The 23,405-nt window shown below is 70.8% G+C and carries 17 protein-coding genes; 12 read left to right on the forward strand and 5 right to left on the reverse strand.

What is annotated here, in order from left to right:
* The first annotated feature begins 83 nt into the window (after nt 1-83).
* The 4 genes from ACFYWI_RS23575 (at nt 84) to ACFYWI_RS23590 (ending at nt 5,808) form a co-directional block, all read left to right on the forward strand.
* Complete coding sequence (locus ACFYWI_RS23575; protein WP_389235982.1) at nt 84-1,625, forward strand: ABC transporter permease; 1,542 nt, start codon at nt 84-86, stop codon at nt 1,623-1,625.
* Between the two features lie 64 nt (nt 1,626-1,689).
* Complete coding sequence (locus tag ACFYWI_RS23580) at nt 1,690-2,754, forward strand: ABC transporter ATP-binding protein (RefSeq protein WP_389235985.1); 1,065 nt, start codon at nt 1,690-1,692, stop codon at nt 2,752-2,754.
* Nucleotides 2,755-3,244: 490 nt separating this feature from the next.
* Complete coding sequence (locus ACFYWI_RS23585) at nt 3,245-4,132, forward strand: glutathione S-transferase C-terminal domain-containing protein (RefSeq protein ID WP_389235988.1); 888 nt, start codon at nt 3,245-3,247, stop codon at nt 4,130-4,132.
* Nucleotides 4,133-4,440: 308 nt separating this feature from the next.
* Nucleotides 4,441-5,808, forward strand: coding sequence for a cytochrome P450 (locus ACFYWI_RS23590; protein ID WP_389235991.1), 1,368 nt, complete (start codon nt 4,441-4,443; stop codon nt 5,806-5,808).
* 157 nt (nt 5,809-5,965) lie between these two features.
* Here ACFYWI_RS23590 and ACFYWI_RS23595 read toward each other — a convergent pair whose 3' ends face one another.
* The gene (locus ACFYWI_RS23595; protein ID WP_389235994.1) at nt 5,966-7,453 is read right to left on the reverse strand and encodes an MFS transporter; all 1,488 of its coding nucleotides are present in this window, start codon (nt 7,451-7,453) and stop codon (nt 5,966-5,968) included.
* Nucleotides 7,450-8,034, reverse strand: a complete 585-nt coding sequence (locus tag ACFYWI_RS23600) for a TetR/AcrR family transcriptional regulator (protein WP_389235997.1) — start codon at nt 8,032-8,034, stop codon at nt 7,450-7,452. The genes ACFYWI_RS23595 and ACFYWI_RS23600 overlap by 4 nt, the downstream gene beginning before the upstream one ends.
* Nucleotides 8,035-8,376: 342 nt before the next feature.
* Between ACFYWI_RS23600 and zwf the strand changes: the two genes are divergently transcribed.
* From zwf to ACFYWI_RS23635, 7 genes are all read left to right on the forward strand, one after another.
* Nucleotides 8,377-9,912: a glucose-6-phosphate dehydrogenase gene (gene zwf, locus ACFYWI_RS23605; protein ID WP_389235999.1), complete on the forward strand. Its 1,536-nt coding sequence runs from the start codon at nt 8,377-8,379 to the stop codon at nt 9,910-9,912.
* Nucleotides 9,909-10,868, forward strand: a complete 960-nt coding sequence (opcA, locus tag ACFYWI_RS23610; RefSeq protein WP_389236001.1) for a glucose-6-phosphate dehydrogenase assembly protein OpcA — start codon at nt 9,909-9,911, stop codon at nt 10,866-10,868. The genes zwf and opcA overlap by 4 nt, the downstream gene beginning before the upstream one ends.
* A gap of 103 nt (nt 10,869-10,971) precedes the next feature.
* Complete coding sequence (locus tag ACFYWI_RS23615; RefSeq protein WP_389236003.1) at nt 10,972-11,271, forward strand: DUF1876 domain-containing protein; 300 nt, start codon at nt 10,972-10,974, stop codon at nt 11,269-11,271.
* Between the two features lie 769 nt (nt 11,272-12,040).
* Nucleotides 12,041-12,259, forward strand: a complete 219-nt coding sequence (locus ACFYWI_RS23620; RefSeq protein WP_389236005.1) for a type A2 lantipeptide — start codon at nt 12,041-12,043, stop codon at nt 12,257-12,259.
* 129 nt (nt 12,260-12,388) lie between these two features.
* Nucleotides 12,389-13,195, forward strand: a complete 807-nt coding sequence (locus ACFYWI_RS23625) for a DUF2118 domain-containing protein (RefSeq protein ID WP_389236007.1) — start codon at nt 12,389-12,391, stop codon at nt 13,193-13,195.
* Nucleotides 13,192-15,507 carry an NHLP family bacteriocin export ABC transporter peptidase/permease/ATPase subunit gene (locus ACFYWI_RS23630; RefSeq protein WP_389236009.1) on the forward strand — a complete coding sequence of 772 codons (2,316 nt, stop codon included), beginning with the start codon at nt 13,192-13,194 and terminating at the stop codon, nt 15,505-15,507. The genes ACFYWI_RS23625 and ACFYWI_RS23630 overlap by 4 nt, the downstream gene beginning before the upstream one ends.
* A 1-nt stretch (nt 15,508) precedes the next feature.
* Nucleotides 15,509-18,406 carry an NHLP bacteriocin export ABC transporter permease/ATPase subunit gene (locus ACFYWI_RS23635; protein WP_389236011.1) on the forward strand — a complete coding sequence of 966 codons (2,898 nt, stop codon included), beginning with the start codon at nt 15,509-15,511 and terminating at the stop codon, nt 18,404-18,406.
* Nucleotides 18,407-18,449: 43 nt separating this feature from the next.
* On the opposite strand, the gene ACFYWI_RS23640 is transcribed toward ACFYWI_RS23635, so the two are convergent.
* The 3 genes from ACFYWI_RS23640 to ACFYWI_RS23650 all read right to left on the reverse strand — a co-directional run bounded on the left by ACFYWI_RS23640 (nt 18,450) and on the right by ACFYWI_RS23650 (nt 20,711).
* A complete protein-coding gene (locus ACFYWI_RS23640) occupies nt 18,450-18,974 on the reverse strand; it encodes a DUF4396 domain-containing protein (protein ID WP_389236013.1) in 525 nt (174 codons plus the stop codon).
* Between the two features lie 113 nt (nt 18,975-19,087).
* Complete coding sequence (locus ACFYWI_RS23645) at nt 19,088-19,477, reverse strand: hypothetical protein (protein ID WP_389236015.1); 390 nt, start codon at nt 19,475-19,477, stop codon at nt 19,088-19,090.
* Between the two features lie 310 nt (nt 19,478-19,787).
* Entirely contained in the window at nt 19,788-20,711 is a 924-nt protein-coding gene (locus ACFYWI_RS23650) for a MurR/RpiR family transcriptional regulator (RefSeq protein ID WP_389236017.1), read from the reverse strand.
* A gap of 214 nt (nt 20,712-20,925) precedes the next feature.
* Between ACFYWI_RS23650 and ACFYWI_RS23655 the strand changes: the two genes are divergently transcribed.
* Nucleotides 20,926-23,400, forward strand: coding sequence for a SpoIIE family protein phosphatase (locus tag ACFYWI_RS23655; protein WP_389236019.1), 2,475 nt, complete (start codon nt 20,926-20,928; stop codon nt 23,398-23,400).
* Nucleotides 23,401-23,405: the final 5 nt, after the last annotated feature.

Below are 23,405 nucleotides of genomic sequence, written 5' to 3' on the forward strand. Positions count from 1 at the left end.
CGGCCGACGCCACCGCGTCCGCCGGGCGTCGGCGTGGATTCCCCGGCGGGCGCGGCAGGGGCGGTCCCGGCACCGGCCGGCGCGTGCGTGGCACCGCCACCGGAGTCCCGCGCACACCCAAAGGCACCAGGCCCTCCTGGGTCCTGATCGTCCCCGCCTGCCTCGCCGCCGTCCTCGCCGTACTACCCCTCGTCTATCTGGGGGTGCGCGCCCTGGAGCGGGGCCCCGGCCACGCCTGGAGCGTCGTCGCCGACGACCGCACCGCCCTGCTGCTGGCCCGCAGCCTCGCCCTCACTGCCGTCGTCGTGGCGGGCTGCCTCGTGCTGGGCGTTTCCCTGGCCTGGCTGACCGTGCGCAGCGCGCTGCCCGGGGCCCGTATGTGGTCGGTACTGGTCACCCTGCCGCTGGCGGTGCCCAGCTATGTCGCGGCGTTCACCTGGCTGTCCGTCGCGCCCTCACTCGCGGGCTTCGCGGGGTCGGCGCTGGCCCTGACCCTGGTCAGCTTCCCCTACGTCCTGCTCCCCGTTGCCGCCGCCCTGCGTGGCACCGACCCCGCGCAGGAGGAGGTGTCACGGGCGCTCGGGCTCGGCCCTGTTCGGACCTTCGTGCGCGTCACCCTCCCTCAGTTGCGCCCCGCCGCAGCCGGCGGCGGCCTGCTGGTCGCGCTGTACGTGCTCTCCGACTTCGGCGCCGTCTCGCTCATGCGCTACGACACCTTCACCCGCGGCATCTACACCTCGTACCGCGCCAGTTTCGACCGGACCCCGGCCGCCGCACTCAGCGCCGTCCTGGTGCTGATGACCATCGCTCTCGTCGCGGCCGAGACCCGTACCCGCGGCCGGGCCGGACACGCCAGGACCGGAACCGGCACGGCCCGGCCCGCCGTTCCCGCCGCTCTCGGCCGGCTGCGCCTGCCCGCACTCGTGTGGTGCGGAGCGGTCACCGCGGCCGCCGTCGCCTTCCCGCTCGCCACGCTCGGCTACTGGCTCGCCGCGGGCAACTCCGCCACCTGGGACCCCGCCCGTCTCACCGACACCGCTCTCACGACGCTCGGCGTGGCAGCGGCCGGGGCCGCCCTGACCGGCCTGCTCGCCCTGCCAGTCGGCGTCATCGCGGCACGGCACCGTGGCCGGACCGCCCAACTGCTCGAACAGGCCGCGTACGCGGGACATGCGCTGCCCGGTATCACCGTGGCGCTCGCGCTGGTGTTCCTCGCGGTGCGCTATGTCAACCCGATCTACCAGGAAACGCCGCTGCTGATCTGTGCGTACGCGGTCCTGTTCCTGCCGGTCGCCGTGGCGGCGACACGGGCAGCTGTCCTCCAGGCGCCTCCGGTGCTCGAAGACGTCGCCCGCTCGCTCGGCCGCTCACCGCTGCGCGTCCTGCGCGAGGTCACCGTGCCGCTGGCCGCGCCCGGTGTCGCCGCGGGCGCCGCCCTGACCTTCGTGGTCTGCATGAAGGAACTGCCCGCGACCCTGCTGCTGCGGCCCACCGGCATGGACACCCTGGCCACCCGGCTGTGGACGGAGACCGGCACCGCCTCGTACGCCGCCGCAGCCCCCTACGCAGCCGCGCTGATCCTCCTCGCCGCCATCCCCTCCTACCTGCTCGGACGCAGCAGGTGAACCGCCACCGGCCCACCGGCCGACACGACCGGCAGCACACGAGCCGACAAGAAAGGCACAGCGCATGACCGACCTCCGGATCGAGTCGGTCTCCAAGGCGTACGGCCCTGGAGCGACCGTCCTCGACGGTCTCGACCTCACCGTTCCCGGTGGAGCACTGGCTGCCGTGCTCGGCCCTTCCGGCTGCGGGAAGACCACCCTGCTGCGGATCATCGCGGGATTCCTGCAAGCCGACGCGGGCACGGTCACGCTCGGCGGGCGCACCCTTTCCGGACCCGGTGTGCACCTGCCGCCGGAGCGCCGCAGGATCGGCATCGTGCCCCAGGAGGGTGCCTTGTTCCCGCATCTGTCCGTGGCACGCAATGTGGCTTTCGGCCTCAGCGGCGTCGACCGCGCCGAACGGCGCGGCCGCAGCGAGGAGATGCTGGAACTGGTCGGCCTGGCCGGCTACGGCGACCGGATGCCGCACGAGCTGTCCGGCGGCCAGCAGCAGCGCATCGCCCTCGCCAGGGCGCTGGCCCCCCGGCCGGGACTCGTACTGCTCGACGAACCGTTCAATGCCCTGGACAGCGCGCTGCGTTCGGGCGTGCGCGCCGACGTCCGAGCGGCCCTGCGCGCCACCGGTGCCACCGCTCTGCTGGTCACCCACGACCAGCAGGAGGCGTTGTCCACGGCGGACCTCGTCGCCGTCGTACGGGGTGGTGCGATCGCCCAGTGCGGCAGCCCGCAGGAGGTCTACCAGCGCCCCGCCGACCCGTGGGTCGCGGGCTTCGTGGGCGACGCCGTGCTGCTTCCGGGCACGGACGGGACGGACGCGGACGGCAATGGCACGGTCGCCACGGCGCTGGGTCCCGTACCGCTGGCCACCACCGCGGGCCGCGGTCCGGCCGGGCCACGCGAAGGCACGGTGCTGCTGCGCCCCGAGCAACTGGAACTGACGGCGGCAGCCTCCGCGGCCGCGCACGGCACCGTGGTCAACGTGTGCTTCTACGGGCACGACGCCATGGTCACCGTCGACGTCGACGGACTCGAGCGCCCCGTGGACATCCGTGTCGCCGGACCGATTCCGGTACGCCCCGGTGAGCGGACCGGCATCCGCGTCACCGGCGAAGCGACCCTGCATCCCTGACCCGGGCGATGGATCACCTCTGGGGGTACGCGTAACGCGGCACCGCCGCACGGCAGTCGCAGGTACGCGCAACGGGGGCGGCGCCGCGATTTCGCCACACCGAGGGAGGCAAGCGCCGGACGCAGGTGGCCTTGACGCCGCCCGCCCGCGATCCCACACTCATGGACGGGACTCCGAGACGGACTCCGAGACGCGATCCGAGCGAACGGACTGGACATCATGCGGCTTTCGGTGGCGGGCGCGCCCTGCACCCTCCCCTTGCCGCTCCCTCTGACCTCCCGTCGCCACATCGATCTGCTGCGCGTCTGCAGCGCGGCGAGTCCCGCCAACTGAGCCTCGCGGGCGGCCCGTCGGCCCTCCCGTGCAGCGCCGCGCCCCCGCTCCTCGGCGCCTTCTCGCTCCGCACCTCCTTCGCATCCGGGCACGCGTCGCCCTCGTCGGCGCGCGCCGTCACCGTCGTACGCCCGTGACCGAGCACCCTGGGAGACGCATGTCCGCCACGCCCCCGACCGCCGTTCCCGCCTTTCGCGGAAGGATCGGCCGCGATGTGCGCAGCGGCCACTACGCCGTGCCGCGCCGCTACCAACTGCATCTTTCGCTGTCCTGTTCCAGCGGTCTGCAGATCGCCGTCACCCACAGCCTGCTCGGCCTCGCGGACGTCCTCCCGGTGACGCTGCTGCCCGCCGCGCCCGATGCGCCGGGCGGCGGGTACACAGCGCTGCGCCCGCTGTACGAGGCGAGTTCGCACCAGTACCCGGGGCCGGCGTCGGCGCCGGTGCTCAGTGACGGCTGGACCGGGCGGATCGTGAGCAGCCACGCCCCGGACATCCTGCACGACCTGGCCCTGAGATTCGGCGGCAACGGCCCCGAACTGTATCCGCAAGGGGCAAGGGAGGAGATCGAGGCCCTGGCGCGGTTGTGCGCGCTGGACGTCAACGAGGCTGCGCAGCGCGCCGGAACGCTGGGCATCGGGGGCGCCTCCCACGAGACATACCTGGCCACCCTCCTTGCCGCGCTGGGTGGGCTGGAGCAGCGGCTGAGCGGACAGGAGTATGTGCTGGGCGGTGAACTCACCGCCGCCGATGTAGGGGTCTGGGTCACCCTCGTCCAGTTCGACACCGTCCACCGCTGGCACCTGGACGCTGCGGCGGTGAACCGGGTTGCCGCCCATCCGGCGGTGTGGGCATACGCCCAACGGCTGGCCGCCCACCCCGCTTTCGGATGCCACCTCGACACGGACGGCATCGCCCGCAGACACCACGCGCACTGCCGGGGCCTGGAGGCGGCCGGTGCGGCGATGCAGATCGTGGACTGGTCCGCTTGCACGCCGCGAAGGACCACCGCACCGGCTCAGGGTCCCACCGCGCGGCAGCCTTGATCCGAGCTGACATCGCATCAGGTCGTCGCGGCCGCGCAGTGTGCAGAGGGGTGCCCCAGCTGTCACCGGCGGGGCACCGCCGGGTGAGCAGGTCCTCGTCCGGGGCCGTCGTCGAGCGGATGCCGGCTCAGCGGTCTGCTCCCGCCTGCGCCGTCACGAGTGCGAGGCGGCGCAAAGGGGCATCCCCAACGGGATTTCCATCGGGCACAATCACTCCCGGATGCAACGATCACGACGAGGGCCACGCACCACGGCGACGCACAGCACGACCGTCGACACGGTCGACACCGACCCGCGGGGGAGAGCTCATGACCACCACCGGTACACAGGTTCCGGGCCCGGCCGGACTGCCTTTGCTCGGTTCGATGTTCGATCTCAAACGGGACTCGCTCGGTACGTTCTTGAACGCACAGCGCGAGCACGGCGATGTCGTACGCATCACGGCAGGACCGCCCGGGCTGCGGGCCGAGCTCTACGCGGTGTTCTCCGCCGAGGGAGCACAGCAGGTCCTGGCCACCGAGTCCGCCAACTTCCGTAAGGACAACGCCTTTTACCAGGAAGTCCGGGAGTCGTTCGGCAACGGCCTGTTGACCAGCCAGGACGAGGACCATGTGCGGCAGCGGCGGCTCGTTCAGCCGCTCTTCACCCGCCGCCGGGTCGACGGCTACGCGGATGCGGTCACCGCCGAGACCGCGGCGCTGACGGCCGCCTGGCGCAAGGCGCCGGACGCCACCGTGGATGTCGTCTCCGAGGTGACCGCGCTCACCCTGCGCGCGGTCGCCCGCATCCTCTTCGGCACGGATGTGGAGTCGGCCGTCGAGGTGGTGGAGCGCTGCTTCCCGATCATCGGCGACTACGCACTGCAGCGCGGCTACTCGCCCGCCAACCTCCCCCGCCGGTGGCCGACTCCCGCCAACCGCAAGGCGGCTGCCGCGACCGAGGAGCTGTACGCGGTGTGCGACAGCATCATCGACAAGCGCCGGGCCGACGGGGAGGCCGGGACCGGCGAGGACCTCCTCTCCCTCCTCGCGCGGGCCGAGAGCGAGGAGGACGGCAGCTTCGATGCGACCGAGATCCGCGACCAGGTGCTGATCTTCCTCCTCGCCGGCCATGAGACCACCGCCACCTCGCTCGCGTTCGCGCTGCACCTGCTGGCCCGCCACCCCGAACAGCAGGAACTGGCCCGAGCCGAAGTCGTACGCGTACTGGCCGGACGCACACCCCGAGCCGCCGACCTCGACGCGCTGCCCTATCTGACGAAGGTGCTCAAGGAGGCCATGAGGCTGTATCCGGCAGGACCGGTCATCGGCCGCCGCGCGGTCGCCGCCACCGAGGTCGGAAACCATACGATCCCTGCCGGCGCGGACGTGATCGTTGCACCCTGGGTGACCCACCGGCATCCCCGGTACTGGGAAGACGCGGAGCGCTTCGACCCCGAACGCTTCACGCCCGAACGCGAGAAGGAGCGCCCGCGCTACGCCTGGTTCCCCTTCGGCGGCGGACCGCGCGCCTGCATCGGCCAGCACTTCTCGATGCTGGAGTCGGTCCTCGCGCTCGCGATGATCCTGCAGGAGTACGAACTGAGCGCCGTCGATGTGGAGGTTCCGGTGGGCGCAGGCATCACACTGCGCGCGGCGGGCCCCGCGCGGTGCGTGGTGCGCCCCCGCACGACCTGACGTCCCGTACGCCGCGACCTTCGCGAGGCAGGCCGCTCTCCGGCCGAACGGTGTCATGACCGATGCCGTCTCTCGCGCGTTCCATACGCTCTCCGCAAAGGCGCTTCGACCGGGGGCTGCTGTGCTTCACGGGAGGCTGTGCCGGAATGCGGGTGCTTCAGGGGCTGCGGGGGGTTGTGATCCCGTGTGATGCCGCGTCCGGCTCACCCGGAAGGCGTCGGTCGCCCTGCCGGGGGACTGCCGGTTCGGCGTCGCCGATACGCCCGGGCAGCTTGAGTGCGAGCAGCGCACCGCCCCCGGCGACGGCCGCGAGGACCACCAACGTGGAGCCCATCGCCGAGATGAGGCCCGCGGCGGTCCCGAGGAGGCCGCGGTCGTGCGGCCCTCCGGCAGGGCCCGTTGGGGTGAGGGTCACCAGCATGGTCGCCGCGGCGACGCCGAGGGCCGGCCCGATATTCATCGCGGTCTGCTGGAGCCCGCCGGCCACCCCGGCGCTCTCCACGGACGCATGCCGCACGATCACGGCTGTCGCGGTGACCATCACCGTGCCGAAGCCGACACCCAGCAGAAGGAAGCCACCGCTGATCGTCAGTGGTGTCGATGCCTGGTCGACCCGGGACAGCACCAGCATGCCGAGAGCGAGGAGCACCATCGCCCCCACGGCCGTGCGGCGAGCACCCTGCCGGCGCATCAGCACGGTGGAGGCCGGCGAACTCAGCACCATCGCCGCGGCCAGGGGAAGCCCTGTCAGACCGCTTTCGAGCGGGTCCATCCCGAGCGCACCCTGCAAGAAATAGGTGCCGACGAACAGTGCGCCGAACAGCGACGCCGATGCGCACAGCAGGACGGCGAGCGCCGAGCCGACGGTGGCCGAGCCGAGCACGTCCGGCGGCACCAGCGGGCACGTGGTACGCCGCTCGTGCCACAGGAACGTACCCCCGGCGGCGGCCGAGACGCATCCCAGCGCCACTGGCGCCGTCCAACCGGCTTCCGGTATGCCGACGAGTGTGTGCACCAGGCACGCCAGGGCCACCGCGAGGAGGCAGGCGCCGGTCAGGTCGAGCCGGACGGCGGCCCTCGGGGGCGTGGGCACCCGAATGGCCAGAGCCGACACGCCGATGGCGAGCGCGGGTGCGACGCCGAGGAAGAAGACGGCTCGCCAGCCCAGATGGGTGGTCAGTGCGCCGCCGACGATCGGGCCCGCGGCGGCCGCCAGTCCGATGGCACCGGCGCGCAGTGCGATGGGCATGCCCAGCCGGTCGGGCGGGTACGTGGCGCGCAGCATCCCCAGGGTGGCCGGTTGCAGCAGTGCGCCGAAGATGCCTTGGGCGACGCGCAGGCCGATCACCCAGCCGACACCGGGAGCCAGCCCGATTCCCGCGGAAGCGGCCGCGAAGCCCAGAATCCCGACGGTGAAGACCTGTTGATGGCCGTACCGGTCGCCGAGGCGGCCGGCGAAGACGAGCAGGCTCGCGACGGCGACGAGATAGCCCGTGCTGGTCCACTGGACCTCCACGAAGGAGGCGTGCAGATCCTTCTGCATGGTGGGTTGCGCGACGGTCAGCACCGTGCCGTCCAGGGCCACGATCGCGGCCCCGGTGATGCTGCCCGTGAGCGTGAGGCGTCGATGGCGTACCGCGCTCATCGCTTCTCCGGCCCCAGGTGCGCGTCCAGCGCTGTACGGAGCAGTGCTTCGACGTCGTCGACGCCCGCGGCGAGCTGGAGACTGCCCCATCCCCACAGTTGGGCGATGCCGTGCAGATTCGCCCAGAGCGCGCCCGCGACGACCGGTGGCGCCGCGTCAGGCCGTGACTGTGCTCGGGCGACAAGGTCGACGAGCACGCCGAAGAGCGGCAGGCTCGTCTCCCGCAGACCGAGATGGCCACTCTCCAGCAGATCATGGCGGAACATCAGCTCGAACATGCCGCGGTTGGTCAGCGCGAAGTCGAGGTAGACGCGTCCGAGTGCCATGAGCTGGTCGCGGGGGCTCCGGCGGCCGCCACCGACTGCCTCGGTGGCCTTGACGGTCAGTTCGGCGAAGCCCTGTCGCGCGATGGCGGACAGCAGCTCCAGGTGGGTCGGGAAGTAGCGCCGCGGAGCTCCGTGCGAGACCCCGGCCCGGCGGGCGATCTCACGCAGGGTCAGCGACTGCAAGCCCTCTCTGGTCACCAGCTCGACACCGACCTCGATCAAACGGGCCCGCAGCCCCATGTCCTGTTCGCTCATAGACACTGTCTACCAGAGTGAGTAGACAGTGTCTACGTGATCGTCCTGGCGGGTTCGCCCACGGCAGTGCCGCGAGCGCGGCCCCTGGGATGCCCAAGCGTCGACCCCGCCGCATCCGGGACACACGCCTCGGCCGGTCGAGCCCGCGGTTTCGGAGGCCGCGCCCGAGCCTGCCGACGGCGGCGTGCTGGGCGTCACCGCGGGCTCGCCGTGAACAGTGCGGGAGGAAGCGGTCGACGCGGCGGCACCGGGTACCCGTACAGGATCCGTGGGAGATGGGATGCTCGTCTCCGACGCACTGGAGCGCCGTCCGCTCAAGTTCGCTCAAGGAGGTCTGACCCCATGTCGGAGAAAAGCGGCTGGGTGAATCCGCTGCGGGACCCGCTGGACCGACGACTGCCCCGGATCGCCGGCCCGTCCGGGTTGGTGATCTTCGGTGTCACCGGCGACCTGTCGCGCAAGAAGCTGATGCCCGCCGTCTACGACCTGGCCAGCAGGGGGCTGCTGCCGCCGGGCTTCTCGCTCGTCGGCTTCGCGCGCCGCGACTGGGCGGACGAGGACTTCGCCCAGGTGGTCCATGACGCTGTCAGGGAGCACGCGCGTACTCCGTTCCGGGAGGAGGTGTGGCTGCAGCTGGCAAAGGGGATGCGCTTCATCCCCGGTGACTTCTCCGACGACGAGGCGTTCGGGAAGCTGAAGGCCACCGTCGAGGAACTGGACAAGGCGCAGGGCACCGGCGGGAACTTCGCGTTCTATCTCTCCGTACCGCCGAAGTTCTTCCCCACGGTCGTTCAGCAGCTCAAAGCACACAGCCTGTCGAAGGCGCCGAGCGGCTCGTGGCGCCGTGCGGTCATCGAGAAGCCGTTCGGGCACGACCTGGCCTCGGCGGAGGAGCTCAACCGGGTGGTGCACGAGGTCTTCGCACCCGACGAGGTCTTCCGTATCGACCACTACCTCGGCAAGGAGACCGTCCAGAACATCCTGGCGCTCCGTTTCGCGAACACGCTCTTCGAGCCGATCTGGAACCGGTCGTACGTCGACCATGTGCAGATCACCATGGCCGAGGACATCGGCATCGGCGGCCGCGCCGGCTACTACGACGGCATCGGCGCCGCCCGCGACGTCATCCAGAACCACCTCCTCCAACTGCTCGCGCTGACCGCCATGGAGGAGCCGGCCTCCTTCGACGCCGTGAATCTGGTGACCGAGAAGCTCAAGGTGTTCAAGGCAGTCCGGCTGCCGGATGACCTCGGCCGGTTCACGGTGCGGGCGCAGTACACGGCCGGCTGGCAGGGCGGCGGCAAGGCCGTCGGCTACCTGCAGGAAGAGGGCATCGACTCCCACTCGAGGACCGACACCTACGCCGCGGTCAAGCTGGAGATCGACAACCGCCGCTGGGCGGGGGTCCCGTTCTATCTGCGCACCGGCAAGCGGCTGGGCCGCCGCGTCACCGAGATCGCGGTCGTCTTCCAGCGCGCCCCGCACTCGCCCTTCGACTCGATGGCCACCGAGGAACTGGGACACAATGCCCTGGTCATCCGGGTGCAGCCGGACGAGGGCGTGACCATGCGGTTCGGCTCCAAAGTGCCGGGCACCTCGATGGAACTGCGCGATGTGACCATGGACTTCGCATACGGTCAGTCCTTCACCGAGTCCAGTCCGGAGGCCTACGAACGGCTCATCCTCGACGTCCTGTTGGGGGATGCCAACCTCTTCCCGCGGACCGAGGAGGTCGAGGAGTCCTGGAGGATCCTCGACCCGATCGAGGAGTTCTGGGAGAGCAGCGGCAGGCCGGCGCAGTACCCCGCCGGCACCTGGGGACCCAAGGAAGCGGACGAAATGCTCGCACGAGACGGACGGAGCTGGCGCCGGCCATGAAGATCGACCTGACGGACACGACAGCCAGCAAGATCAACAAGGCGCTGGTCCAGGGGCGCCGCGAGATCGGCTCCCCGACCGTGGGCATGGTGCTCACCCTCGTCATCGTCACCGACGAGGAGAACGCCTACGACGCGATCAAGGCCGCGGCCGACGCCTCCCGCGAGCACCCCTCGCGCACCCTCGTCGTCATCAAGCGGCACGCGCGCTCGCCGCGCGACCGCCACGAAGCCCGCCTGGACGCGGAGGTACGGGTCGGCAGCGACGCGGGCGCCGGTGAAACCGTGCTGCTCCGTCTGCGGGGTGAGCTCACCGAGCGTGCCGACTCCGTGGTGCTGCCGCTGCTGCTCCCGGATGCGCCCGTGGTGGTGTGGTGGCCGGTGGACGCCCCGCCGGTTCCGGCGAAGGACCCGCTCGGTGCCCTCGCCCAGCGGCGGATCACCGACGCGTACGCGGTCGAGTCACCGCTCAGAGAGCTGGCGACGCGTGCCGTGGGCTATACACCCGGTGACACCGATCTGTCCTGGACCCGCCTCACGCCGTGGCGTTCGATGCTTGCCGCGGCACTCGACCAGGCGCGTGCCGAGGTGATTTCGGCCGTGGTGGAGAGCGAGGCCGAGAACCCGAGCACCGAGCTGCTGGCCCGCTGGTTCGCCGACAAGCTGAAGGTGCCGGTGGAGATGGTCGTCACGGACGGGCCCGTGATCACCGCGGTCCGGCTGCGCACCACCGAGGGCGAGATCCACATCGACCGGCCGGAAGGGCCGGTGGCCAGGCTCGCCATCCCGGGCCAGCCCAGCCGCGTGCTCGCCCTCAAGGTGCGTACCACCGCCGAACTGATCGCGGAGGAACTGCGCAGGCTCGACCCCGACGAGATCTATGCCGCGGCGCTGCAGGCCTCGGTCATGGCACCGACCCCCGCGGAGGCGGTGGAGGTGACGAAGGCGGTGGAGTGAGGCACACGATCAACGTCTCGCGGGCGGACGCGTGCAGGTGAATGCTGGAGGGGTGACCTCGCGCGCGGCGCGGCGCGGCCGGACACGGCTGAGGAGGCAGACGATGACCCGGACCATTCACTGGAAGGTCGACCTGTTCCTGTCCGAGCAGGACGGCACCACCACGGCGCGGGCCGTCCTGGACACGGGGACGGCCCAGCTCAGCGCCAGCGGCATGGCCCGCTGCAGCCCGCAGGACGCGGACGTGCCGGAGATCGGCGACGAACTGGCGGCCGCCCGGGCGATGAAGAACCTCTCCCTGGACATGATGCGGGTGGCCTACCACGACGTGGAGAGCAAGGAGACGGGCTCGCCCGGCAGGCCGGCGGGACCGGCGTTCGGCTGGTCCGAGCTGACCACCTGAGTCGGCTCGGACCCCCGGGCCCGTACGGCTGTCCCTCCCCCGTACGGCTGTCGGAAGTGGCCGGTGCGCAGCGGCGGTCGGTCCTTGCCGCCCGGTCGGCTCAACGACCGGGCGGCGAGGGCCGTGCACCGCCCCGGAGTTCTGCCGTCGTCATCGAACAGGATGTTGCTCCACCGTTCCGCCGATCGCGCTGCGGAAGAAGCGGAACCACTCGTACCGTGTGCGCATATTCCACTACGTTCCGCAGTCGAGTATTCGGGTACGGGCTGTCCGCGCGAGCCGCAAGTTCGAACGCGGGGAATCGAAATGTCGGTGCAAATCACGCGCATCGCGCACTGCGGTGACGCGTCATCAAAAAATCTCCCCTCTCCAGGGAATCTGCACACCAAAGGCGCAGGCAACACACGGCCTCCCAGTGGTGTCACCCCAACTGACCAGCAACTACAGCTGTCTGGGCGGTAATGTCCAGTTCGCTGTGGAGATGCTGCCGGTCCTGAACGCATTCACGTCGGGTGATCCCGTGAAGAAGATGGCACCAATCCATGAACGGATGTCCACGCCGCGACATTTACCGGCCGGAACAGGCGCTGAACATGTGCTCACGATTGGCTGCCCAACGCGTCTACGTGCTTTGATCCTTCGCACCGCAGGAGTCGCCCGAGGGTCCCCCGATTTCGGGAATCCGACGCCTGTGCCAGCGGTCGGTTCTGCCTTTTCTGCATGGCCGGGCGCGACCATTTCGAAATATCCATGCGAAGGGAACACCCCCATGAGCTTCATCCCCACCCAGGAGATCTCCGACAGCGAGCTGGACAACGTGGCCGGCGGTCTCCACAGCGCCACGGTCGGCAACGCCACCGCCGCCCTTGACACCATCGCCCCGGTGTCCGCGTCCATCGGCACCGTCACCGGCCTCGTCGAGGGCGCCACCGGCATCAACGCCGCCGCCGTCACGGGCCCGGCCACCGGTCTCGTCGCCGGTCTGTAAGACCTCGCGGGCTCGTCGGCGCCCCTCGTGCCGGCAGTCCGAGCCGTGTGCCCCGGAGCCGCCCCAGGTTCCGGGGCACACGTCACGCCGTACTCGTAACAACTTCCAGGCAGTTGAGGGAAGAGCATCGTGCAGTTCCGCCAACAGGCCCTCTCCAAGCTGCAATCGCCGGAAGAGATCGATCTGCCGGTGCGTTTCGCGCGACCCCAGGGCCGCCTCGTGCTGGTCGTCACGGTCCTCGCGATGATTGCCGCAGCCGTTTGGGCCGTCAGGGGTACGGTGTCGTCCACGATCACCGCACCCGGCATCCTCGCCCACGCCCAGGGCAGTTACGTCCTGCAGAGCCCGGTCGCCGGTCAGGTAACCGGCGTACTCGCCGAAGAGGGCGACCGTGTGCGGGCCGGTGCGCCCCTGCTGAGGGTCCGTACCGCGCAGGGCGACACCGTCGTACGCACCATCGCGGCAGGCAGGCTGACCACGCTCGTCGCCGCGATCGGCTCCGTGGTCACCACGGGCGCCGACGTAGCCGCCGTCGAGCGCATGGACAACCCCGACGATCCCCTGATGGCGGTGCTGTACGTACCGGCCGACAGCGGATCGACCGTCCCGGTGGGCGCACACGTCGATCTCACGGTCCAGTCGGTGGCGACCCAGAAGTACGGGATGCTGCGCGGCCGGGTCACATCGGTCGGCCGCACCGCCCAGACCCGCCAGCGGATCACCGCCTTCCTCGGAAGCAGCCAGCTCGGCGAGCAGTTCTCGCAGGCCGGTCGGCCCCTGACCGTGCTCGTCCGGCTGACCGGCTCCAGCGGCACCGCGTCCGGCTACGACTGGTCCTCCTCCCAGGGCCCCCCGTACGAACTCGAGTCCATGACCCTGGCCACCGGCGCGGTCCATCTGTCCGCGCAGCGTCCCGTCGACTGGCTGCTGCCATGAGCGCACGTGACGACTCCGCGGTGCCGCGGCAACGGCAGCTCCCTCCGGCCGGACGCCGCCGGCACCGCCCCGCCGGCACCGCGGGCGGCCGGCGCGCCACACACGGCACTCGGCGCGCCCGGCCGGCGCAGCCGCGCGGCGGCGCGAAGTCCGGGAAGACGAAGGCGGTTCGTACCCCGACCGTGCTGCAGATGGAGGCCGTCGAGTGCGGCGCCGCGGCGCTGGCGATGGTGCTCGGCCACTACGGGCGACATGTGCCGCTGGAAGAGCTGCGCATTGCCTGCGGCGTCTCCCGCGACGGCTCCCGCGCCAGCAACCTCCTCAAAGCGGCGCGCAGTTACGGCCTGACCGCCAAGGGGATGCAGATGGAGTCGGCGGCACTCGCCGAGGTGCAGGCGCCGGCCATCCTGTTCTGGGAGTTCAACCACTATGTCGTCTACGACGGCATGGGACGCCGGCTCGGCCGCCGCGGCGTGTACATCAACGACCCCGCCAAGGGCCGCCGCTTCGTCCCGATGGAGGACTTCGACACCAGCTTCACGGGGGTCGTCCTGGTCCTCGAGCCGTCCGCCGCCTTCCGTAAGGGCGGCCGCAAGCCGGGCGTCCTGGGCGCCGTACCGGCCCGGCTGCGCGGCACCTCCGGCACGCTGCTCGCCGCGCTGCTCGCCAGCCTGCTGTTGGTCGCCGTCGGCGCCGTGGTGCCCGCGCTGAGCCGCACGTACATCGACATGTTCCTGATCGGCGGACAGACCTCGCTGCTGGGGCCCCTGTTCGCCTCGCTGGCGGCGATGGTGGCGCTCACCGCCGTCCTGACCGGCCTGCAGCAGGCGAACCTGCTGCGCGGACGCATCATCTCCTCGACCCTGAGCAGCGCCCGGTTCTTCCGGCATCTGCTGCGTCTGCCGGTCACCTTCTTCGCGCAGCGCAGCCCGGCCGACCTGGTCCAGCGTCTGCAGTCCAACGACGCCGTCGCCGAGACGCTGGCACGCGACCTCGCCGCGGCCGCCGTCGACGGAGTCGTGGTCATTCTGTACGCCGTCCTGCTGTGGACGTACGACCCCCAACTGACCGTCGTGGGTGTGCTGATCGCGCTGCTCAACGTGGTGGCCATGCGCATCGTCGTACGGCTGCGGGCCACCCACACCCAGAAGCTGCGCGCGGACAGCGCCCGCCTCACCAACACCTCGTACACCGGGCTCCAGCTGATCGAGACCATGAAGGCGACCGGCGGTGAGAACGGCTACTTCCGCCGCTGGGCCGGTCAGCACGCCACCACTTTGGAGGTACAGCAGCGCCTGGGCGTCCCCAGCGCCGTCCTGGCGGTCGTCGCCCCCACCCTCGCGACGCTCAACAGCGCACTGATCCTGTGGATCGGCGGCCTGCGGGCGGTGGAGGGCCATATCTCCATCGGTCTGCTCGTCGCCTTCCAGTCGCTCGTGGCGCGCTTCACCGCACCGATCAGCCGGTTGAACGGAGTGGCGGGCAGAATCCAGGACTTCGCAGCGGACGTGGCCCGGCTCAAGGACGTCGAGAGCTTCCCCGTCGATAGCATGTACACGCGCGAGGTGCCCGACGCCGACACTCGCAGGCTCAAGGGCCATGTGGTGCTCGAGGACATCACCTTCGGCTACAGCCCGCTCGACCAGCCCCTGCTCAGTGGATTCTTCCTGGCGGTGGGACCCGGTCGGCAGGTCGCGCTCGTCGGAGGCTCGGGCAGCGGCAAGTCCACCGTCTCCCGGCTGATCGCCGGCCTGTACAGCCCGTGGCAGGGCACCATCCGTATCGACGGACAGCGGCTCGAGGGCATCCCGCGAAGTGCGCTCGCCGCGTCCGTCTCCTTCGTCGATCAGGACGTGTTCCTGTTCGAGGGAACGGTCAGGGACAACGTGGCCCTGTGGGACCCGTCGATACCGGACGAGGCCGTCGTCGCCGCACTGCGTGACGCGGCGCTCCACGACGACGTGATCGCCAAACGCCCCGACGGCATCCACAGCCGTGTCGAACAGGACGGCCGCAACTTCTCCGGCGGGCAGCGCCAGCGCCTCGAGATCGCCCGGGCCCTGGTGCGCCGCCCCAGCATCCTGGTGCTCGACGAGGTGACCAGCGCCCTCGACGCGGAGACCGAGCGGATCATCATGGACAACCTCCGCCGGCGCGGCTGCGCCTGTGTGGTGATCGCCCACCGGCTGAGCACGGTGCGCGACAGCGACGAGATCGTGGTCCTGGACCACGGCGCGGTCGTCGAACGCGGCCGCCACGAAGAACTGCTGGCCGCGCAGGGCGCGTACGCAGAGCTGGTCAAGGAGCACTGACGTGTCATCCGCACATCCGGCCGCGGGCCCCGGCCCCGGCGCAGCCCAGGCACCGGTCGTCACCGACCCCGTCCTCCACGCCCTGGGCACATTGGGCACACCGGTCGACTGCACCGGTGCGGGCAGCCTCCATCTCGAGGGACCGCACGTGCTGTGGCTCATCGTGGGCGGGGCGCTCGACCTGTTCGCGGTGGACGCCGCAGCCCAAGGACACTGGCACTTCCTCGGCCGTCTCGAACCGGGAACCCTGCTGCTCGGTCCGGTGGAAGGTCCCCAGCACACCCTGGTCGGCAGGCCCGCGCAGGGCTGTCTGCTGCACCGCATCCCGCTGCGGGAGCTGTACGTACGCGAGTACGCGGACACCGGCACCCAGGGCGGTTACGGCGCCTACGACCCGTACGACACCTACGCCGGCCACCACCCCTCGCCTACGCCGCTCGAGCACGCCTTCGCGCTCGGCGTCGGACGCAGCCTCGGCGTGCTCTTCGAGGCGCCGCTGGACGGCCGGCCCTCGGGCGAGGTGGCCGTGGCCGACGACGACATCCTGTGGATGCCGGTCGACCCCGGGAGTGTGCAGTACGGGGGGTCCTACAGCGCGGAGGCGGCGGGCGACCTGCTGATCGACACCGCGATGTGGCAGCGCATGGTCAACCAGCAGTACCGGCTGCTGTCCGCCGTCGACGGCTGGATCGAACGGCTCGAGCGGGCACACGAGGACCGGGCAGCCGCCGGCATCAAGGCGGGCGCGGCCGTCCGCGCCCGCGCCGACGAGGCACTGCTCGCCTCCATCGGCAGGCCGGAGCGAGGCGGTCGGGGCGCCGCCCGCACCGACGGCGCCGACGACGACGCGACGTTCGCGGTGTGCCGGCGGGTTGCCCGGGCGGCCGGGATCACCCTCGGCGAGCCGCCCAAGGGCGAAGCGGCCGACGAGCGCATCACACCCGTCGAGCGCATCGCGGTCGCCTCCCGCATCCGCACCCGCGCGGTGAAACTCGACGGCCGCTGGTGGCGTACGGACACCGGCCCGCTGGTGGGGCGCCGGGCCGCATCGGGCGCCCCGGTCGCGCTGCTGTGGCGGCGCGGCGGCTACGAGGCGGTCAACCCGCTCACCGGCTCGCGGAGCCGCATCGGCAAGGACAACGCCGGGGAGTTCGAGCCGCGCGCCGTCATGTTCTACCGCCCGCTGCCCGAACGGCCCGCGAGCATCCGGCACCTGGTCCGCTTCAGCCTTCGCGGCACCAGTCCCGACCTGCGCAACCTGCTGCTGAGCGGGCTGGTGACCGTCGGCCTCGGGGCGCTCGTGCCGATCGCCACCGGACAGGTCCTCGGCGTCTACGTGCCGGGCGCCCGCAGCAGCCTCATCGTCCAGGTCGCCCTGGCCGTCATGATCACGAGCATCGTCTCGGCGGCCTTCATGCTGATGCAGAACCTCACGATCCTGCGCATGGAGGGCCGGATCGAGAGCACTCTCCAGCCTGCCGTGTGGGACCGGCTGCTACGGCTGCCGACCAAGTTCTTCACCGAACGCTCCACCGGGGAGCTCGCCAGTGCGGCGATGGGCATCAGCGCCATACGCCGGGTGCTGTCCGGCATCGGACCGGTAGCCGTACAGGCGACCACTGTCGGCGCGATGAACATCGTGCTGCTGCTCTGGTTCAGCGTCCCGCTGGCGCTCGCCGCGATCGCCATGCTGCTCGTCATCGGCGCGGTGTTCCTCGCGCTCGGCCTGTGGCAGGTGCGGTGGCAGCGGCGGCTGGTCGAGCTGGGCAACAAGCTCAACAACCAGGCGTTCCAGACCCTGCGAGGGCTGCCCAAGCTGCGCGTGGCGGCGGCGGAGAGCTTCGCGTACGCGGCCTGGGCCCGCAGGTTCGCCCGCTCGCGGGAACTCCAGCAGCGGGCGGGCCGGATCAGGAATCTGACCACGGTGCTCGACGCCGTCTATCTTCCGTTGTGCTCGCTGATCATGTTCATGCTGCTGGCGGGACCGGCGCGTGGCAGCATGTCGGCCGGTGCCTTCCTCACCTTCAACACGGCCGTGACGATGCTGCTGACCTCGGTCACCCAGCTCACCGGGGTTCTGGTCTCGGCCGCTGCCGTACTGCCCATGTTCGAGCAGGTCAGGCCGATTCTGGACGAGGCGCCGGAGGTCCGGGGCGCCAGCGCCCAGCCGGGCACCCTCTCCGGCGGCATCGAGGCCCGCAAACTCTCCTTCCGCTACACCGACGACGGCCCCCTCGTCCTCGACGACGTGTCCCTGCAGATCCGGCCGGGGGAGTTCGTGGCGATCGTCGGTCCCAGCGGCTGCGGCAAATCGACCCTGCTGCGCCTGCTCATCGGCTTCGACCGGCCTGACGCCGGCAGCGTCCTGTACGACGGCCAGGACCTTGCCGCACTCGACCAGGCGGCCGTGCGGCGCCAGTGCGGCGTCGTGCTGCAGAATGCCCAGCCGCTGACCGGATCGATCCTGGACTGCATCTGCGGCGCCGAGACCTTCTCCCAGGAAGAGGTCTGGGAGGCCGCCGAGATGGCCGGCCTCGCCGAGGACATCCAACGGATGCCGATGGGACTGCACACCATGATCGCGGGCGGAGGAGCCATCTCCGGCGGGCAGCGGCAGCGGCTCATGATCGCCCAGGCGCTGGTCCGCCGCCCCCGCATCCTGTTCTTCGACGAGGCGACCAGCGCACTCGACAACGAGACCCAGCGCATCGTCATCGAGTCGACCCGGCGACTGCGGGCCAGCCGTCTGGTGATCGCGCACCGGCTCTCCACGGTCATGGACGCCGACCGTGTGATCGTGATGGCCGAGGGCCGGATCGTGGAGCAGGGCCGCCCCGCCGAACTGCTCGCCGACCCGGGAGGCCGGCTGCACGCACTGGTACGGCGTCAGATGGCATGAGCCGGGCCCAGGCGATCCGGTTCGACCGCGGAACGTATCCCCGTCAGTGGTAGGCGTGGACGACTGCGTGCCCCTTGCCCCTGCCGATCATCCACTTGTTGAGCGGTGTGGTGATGACGAACGCCACGGCGAATCCGCCGAGCAGCGCGGCCCAGAACAGACCGTCGGAGAGTTGGGCGTCCATCGCGCCAGGCGTCAGCGCGATGATGGCGTTGTCCACCAGCTCCATGACCGCGATGGAGACGGTGTCGGCGGCGAGTGCGACGCGGATCGCGGCCTTCACGCTCACCCCGGTCCTGATCACGGCGTACAGCGTGAACGAATAGCCGAAGAGGAACGCCAGGGCGATCGCCAGGATCATGGTGGGGGTGTTGCCCCATGACAGGGCGGTGCCGATGACCATGCCGAGAATCTCACCGAGGGCGCAGCCCGTGAGGCAGTGCAGAGTGGCCCTGACAGCGGTGCCCCAGCTCGCGCCCGCCCCGTGGGCGGCGTGGTCGACAGCGCCGCTGTCCTGCCCGGCGCGGCCGGCCGAACCGGACCGGGCCTCACTGCGCGGCCTTCTCATACCAGCCATCGTAGGAACGGCTGCGCGAGGGCGCCCATCGGCCCAGGGCCCGGTCCTGCGACCAGGCCGGGGGCGTACTGCCCGAGCACCGGCCACGGAAGCCCGGTCCGGCGCTAACGCCTGCGCTGCGGGACGCTGTTGGCCGCGGCGAACGCTTCGGTGATGAGCCGGACCCCGCGGGCGAGACGGCCCAGCTGCTCCAGCTCGACGGCGTACATCCGGATGGTGTTCTCGATGACCGACTCGGCCACACCCAGCGTGGGCAGCTCTGCCCGGCACGTCTGCAGCGCCACCCGGACCGCCCGCATCTCGTGCTGCAACTGCAGCTGTGCATGACGGGCGAGAAGAATGTGATGGCGGGTCAGCGTCGAGTATCCGGCGTAGCGGGCCGGCAGCAGGTCCCGAAGCCATCTGGCCGCCGTGCGCTCCCAGTCGTGGCTCCCGGGGGCCTTGACCTGACAGGGCCAGTCCGGGCTGAGCGTGGTGAGGGTCGTCTGGGACATCGTCGTCGCTTCCGGATCTGGTGCCGAACTCTGATCGAGAGGTTGTAGGCGGCCTCGGCCCAGGGGTTGACCGAGGCCGCCGTGGGCTCTCCGCAGGCTGCGAAGGCCCGGATTGAACAGCAGGCGCGGCGCGAGGAGGGAGCGTCGTGCCTGCGTGTTCGGTTCTCTGAGGGCGTGGGTCTCGCTCTCGATGGCAGTCGGGGGACCCGGGCGCCTTCTGCAGTAAATATATATACCGTCGAGTAAGCAAGAGTATGAAAAATTTCATGCACGCGCCGCGATGAAAATCTGCAGAACAAACCGGGCGGAATCAGTCGTCGAGGAAGAAGTTGTGCTGATCGGCGACCTGCTCGTACCCCTCGAGCCGGGCCTGCGTCCGCTCCGGGTCGGCATCCGCCATCGCCTGAAGCACGGCCGCGGACAGCACCCCCGGCGCCGCATACGAGTCGAACACCAGGCGCGATCCGGTGCCGGCGGTCAGCGCCGCATCCGCCTCGTCCACCAGCGGTCCCAGGGTCAGATCGGTGATCAGCGCGACGCGCAGGCCCGTGCTGCGGGCGGCCCGTACCGCGGCCAGCGTCTCGTTGGCATGCCTCGGCATCGCGAACGCCAGCACCCACGTCCCGCCCGCCGCCCGGGACTGCAGCAGCGCGTCATAGGCGACGCTGCCGCCACGTGTCACCAGGCGTACGTCGGGGTGGATACGCCGTGCCGCATACGCGAAGTACTCGGCCAGCGACACCGAGATCCGCAGGCCCAGAATCGTCAGCGGCACCGAACGCGCCAGCTCACGGCCGATGTCCAGGACCTGGTTGGTGTCGGCGAGCAGCCGGCGCAGATTCTCCAGGTTCTCGATCTCGGCGTCCACGGCCGCCTGAAGCTCATTGCGGCGGATCTGCTCCCGGGTCTCCGGCGAACCGGCGACCGCGCTCAGGGCGATGGGCTGCAGCACGTCCCGCAGGGCGGGATAGCCGCTGAATCCCAGGGAGGTGGCGAAGCGGGTCACGGACGGCTGGCTCACCCCGACCCGTTCCGCGAGATCGGTGATCGACAGAAAAGCGGCCTCGGTAAGGTGATCGATCAGGTACTGGGCGATACGTCGTTGGCCGGGGGACAGGCGATGGCCGCCGAACAGTGCGCGGACCCGGTCCGCCGGGGCGGGCTCATGGTCCGGAGACTGCCTTCCCGGAGTGATCGCAGCCGCCTGTGCGCGTGCCTGCTGCCCTGATGGCACCGGTGTGCCTCCTTCTCGTGCCGCTCGTGCTCAACATAGCTCACTCACCGTGGCCGCCCGTGCGAACTCCGGCCCGCGGCAGCCCGCCGCGCGCGCACCCGCGCTGTCATACGGCGGGCAAGGAGATGCGCCGTCCCACGGCCGGGGAGCATCCTTGCAATGTGACCTGGTACGGCGCGGCCGTGCGGTGCCCTGTGCAGCCGGCGGTCGGCCCGTGAGATCGAACGGCGACAGCCCGGTGCCCGATGAACTGGCTCTGGTACTCGCGCAGGCCGAGGCGGCGGCCATCGAAGCCGTCGGCGGATTCGCGGGCGGACTTTACATGCGCTCCAGTACGCCGCTTCTCCTGCGGCTGGCGGTGGTCGCCGGTCTGCCCACCCAGTTGTTCCGCCCCTGGATGCGGATGCATGTGAACCGCCCGTTCCCGCTGTCCGACGTCTACCGCTCGGGTCAGCCCGTGTACCTGGCCGACGCCGAGGAGGGCATGCGCCGCTACCCGCAACTGATGGCCGGGCTGCCGTTCCCTTTCGGGTCCCTGTACGTGCCGATCACCGACGGGCGCGAGAAGTTCGGCGCGCTCGCGGTGCTGCGGCCCGCCACCCCCGGAGTTCCGGTCGACCAGGCGGACCGCGCTCGCATGGACGCCGTGGGGAAGGGGCTGGGCGCGACGCTGGCGGCGATGGCCGAGCGCGGCCGCCTGATCGAGTGGGACAGGGAGGCGGTGGCCGTCACCCTCCCTGTCCGCAGTGCGCCACCGGTGCAGATCGGCTACTTCGACTGGAACCTCGAAACAGGCGCCGTCACCGCCGACGACGGGTTGTGCGCGATCCTCGGCACGGACCCGGGCGAGTTCCCCGGCACCGTCGACGCGCTGGCGGAGCGGCTGGCACCGGAGGATGCGTACGGCCTGTGGGCGATCGCCCGTCAGGCCGCCGAGTCGGACCGGCCCGTGTCCCGCAGAATGCGTCTGCAGGGGCCGGACGGACGGCCGCACGTTCTCGAAATCTCCGGTCGCCGGGTCGAGGCGACCGGGGGAGCAACGGGCGCTCATCTGTCCGGATTCCTTGTCGACCTCGGCACCACGCCGGTCGTCTCCCAAGCGGCCGACCGGCTCCCGGAGGGCGTGTTCACGCTCGACCGGCTCGGGCGGATCACCTACGTCAACCGCAATGCGGAGAAACTGCTCGGCCAAGCACGCTCCGACCTGACCGGCCGGTTGCTGTGGGACGCCGTGCCGTGGCTCGGTGAACCCGGCCACGACGACCAGTACCGGGCCGCGTTGCTGTCCCGAGAGCCCGTGCGGTTCCTGACCAGATCCCCGGACGGGTCATGGCTGTCGGTCGCCCTCCACTCGGGCCGCGAGGGACTCACCGTCACCCTCGAGGCGGAGGAAGAGCCTTCGTACACACCGGACTCCGTCGTCATGCCCGCCGTCGGCCCCGGTTCCACGGCCGACCTGGCGGTGGCGCTGTACCGCCCTGTTGCGCTCGCCATCGCGCTCACCGAGGCGGTGACGGCACGTCAGGTCTCCGCGGTGGTCACGGAGGAGCTGCTGCCCGCGTTCGGCGGCCGCCAGCTCGCGATCTACCTCCTCAACGACCAGCATCTCTTTCTGGCCTGGGAGACCGGATTCCCGCGCGGTTTCCTCGACCGCTTCGACGGCGTGAGCATGGAAGCCAAGCTGCCCGGCGTCGAGACGCTCACCACCGGCCGCCCCATCTTCTTCGAGTCCATGGAACGTCTTGCCGCCGCCTACCCCGGCATCCCCCTGGACGCCGACACCGGTGCCCGGGCCTTTCTCCCGCTGATCGCCTCCGGGCGCCCCGTCGGATCCTGCATCCTCGGCTTCGACCAGCCGCGCGGCTTCGACCCCGAGGAGCGAACAGTCCTCACCGCGCTCGCCGGACTGATCGCCCAGGCCCTCGAGCGTGCCCAGCGCTACGACAGCGAAGCGGCCCTCGCCCGCGGGCTGCAGAACGCCCTGCTGCCGCGCCGGCTCCCCGTGGTCGAGCACTTCGACACCGTCGCCCGGTATCTCCCCGGTACCCAGGGCATGGAGGTCGGCGGGGACTGGTACGACGTCATCGAATCCGGCCAGGGGCTGGTTCTGGTCATCGGGGACGTACAGGGACACGGGGTCGCGGCCGCCGCCACCATGGGCCAACTGCGCAGCGCGGTCAGGGCGTTCGCACTCAGCGGTTTCGAGCCGCAGGAGGTGATGGAAGGCACCAACCGGCTGCTCATCGACCTCGATCCCGGCCAGTTCGCCAGCTGCTGCTACATCGCCCTGGACCCGGGGACCGGTGAGACACACGCCGTACGCGCCGGACATCTCCAGCCGCTGGTGCGCCACCCCGACGGCAGGACCGAGGTCCTGGACCTGCCCGGCGGGATGGTGCTCGGCGTCGACGCCCAGGAGACCTATCCCGTGGCCGAGTTCCAGCTCGAGCCGGGGGCGCTGATCGCGCTGTTCACCGACGGACTGGTCGAACAACCGGGTGTCGACATCGGCCTCGGGATCGAGCACCTGCGCAACACGCTCTCGGACCTGGGCGCCCGCAGCCTCGCCGAAACGGCCGACCGTCTCATCAACGAGGCACGGCAGGAGACCGACCGGCCCGACGACATCGCGCTGCTGCTCGGCGCCCGCCGGTCGCAGGCACCGCGGAAGTCCCCCGGGACCGGCTGAGCGCG

The sequence above is a fragment of the Streptomyces sp. NPDC002889 genome (assembly GCF_042888425.1).
Taxonomy (GTDB): Bacteria; Actinomycetota; Actinomycetes; order Streptomycetales; family Streptomycetaceae; genus Streptomyces.

Excerpts from the sequence above, each read along its gene's own strand:
- ACFYWI_RS23615 (WP_389236003.1), top strand. The coding sequence starts at position 10,972 with ATGACCCGGACCATTCACTGGAAGGTCGACCTGTTCCTGTCCGAGCAG.
- opcA (WP_389236001.1), top strand. The coding sequence starts at position 9,909 with ATGAAGATCGACCTGACGGACACGACAGCCAGCAAGATCAACAAGGCG.
- zwf (WP_389235999.1), top strand. The coding sequence starts at position 8,377 with ATGTCGGAGAAAAGCGGCTGGGTGAATCCGCTGCGGGACCCGCTGGAC.
- ACFYWI_RS23590 (WP_389235991.1), top strand. The coding sequence starts at position 4,441 with ATGACCACCACCGGTACACAGGTTCCGGGCCCGGCCGGACTGCCTTTG.
- ACFYWI_RS23630 (WP_389236009.1), top strand. The coding sequence starts at position 13,192 with ATGAGCGCACGTGACGACTCCGCGGTGCCGCGGCAACGGCAGCTCCCT.
- ACFYWI_RS23620 (WP_389236005.1), top strand. The coding sequence starts at position 12,041 with ATGAGCTTCATCCCCACCCAGGAGATCTCCGACAGCGAGCTGGACAAC.
- ACFYWI_RS23640 (WP_389236013.1), bottom strand. The coding sequence starts at position 18,974 with ATGAGAAGGCCGCGCAGTGAGGCCCGGTCCGGTTCGGCCGGCCGCGCC.
- ACFYWI_RS23585 (WP_389235988.1), top strand. The coding sequence starts at position 3,245 with ATGTCCGCCACGCCCCCGACCGCCGTTCCCGCCTTTCGCGGAAGGATC.
- ACFYWI_RS23645 (WP_389236015.1), bottom strand. The coding sequence starts at position 19,477 with ATGTCCCAGACGACCCTCACCACGCTCAGCCCGGACTGGCCCTGTCAG.
- ACFYWI_RS23595 (WP_389235994.1), bottom strand. The coding sequence starts at position 7,453 with ATGAGCGCGGTACGCCATCGACGCCTCACGCTCACGGGCAGCATCACC.
- ACFYWI_RS23580 (WP_389235985.1), top strand. The coding sequence starts at position 1,690 with ATGACCGACCTCCGGATCGAGTCGGTCTCCAAGGCGTACGGCCCTGGA.
- ACFYWI_RS23600 (WP_389235997.1), bottom strand. The coding sequence starts at position 8,034 with ATGAGCGAACAGGACATGGGGCTGCGGGCCCGTTTGATCGAGGTCGGT.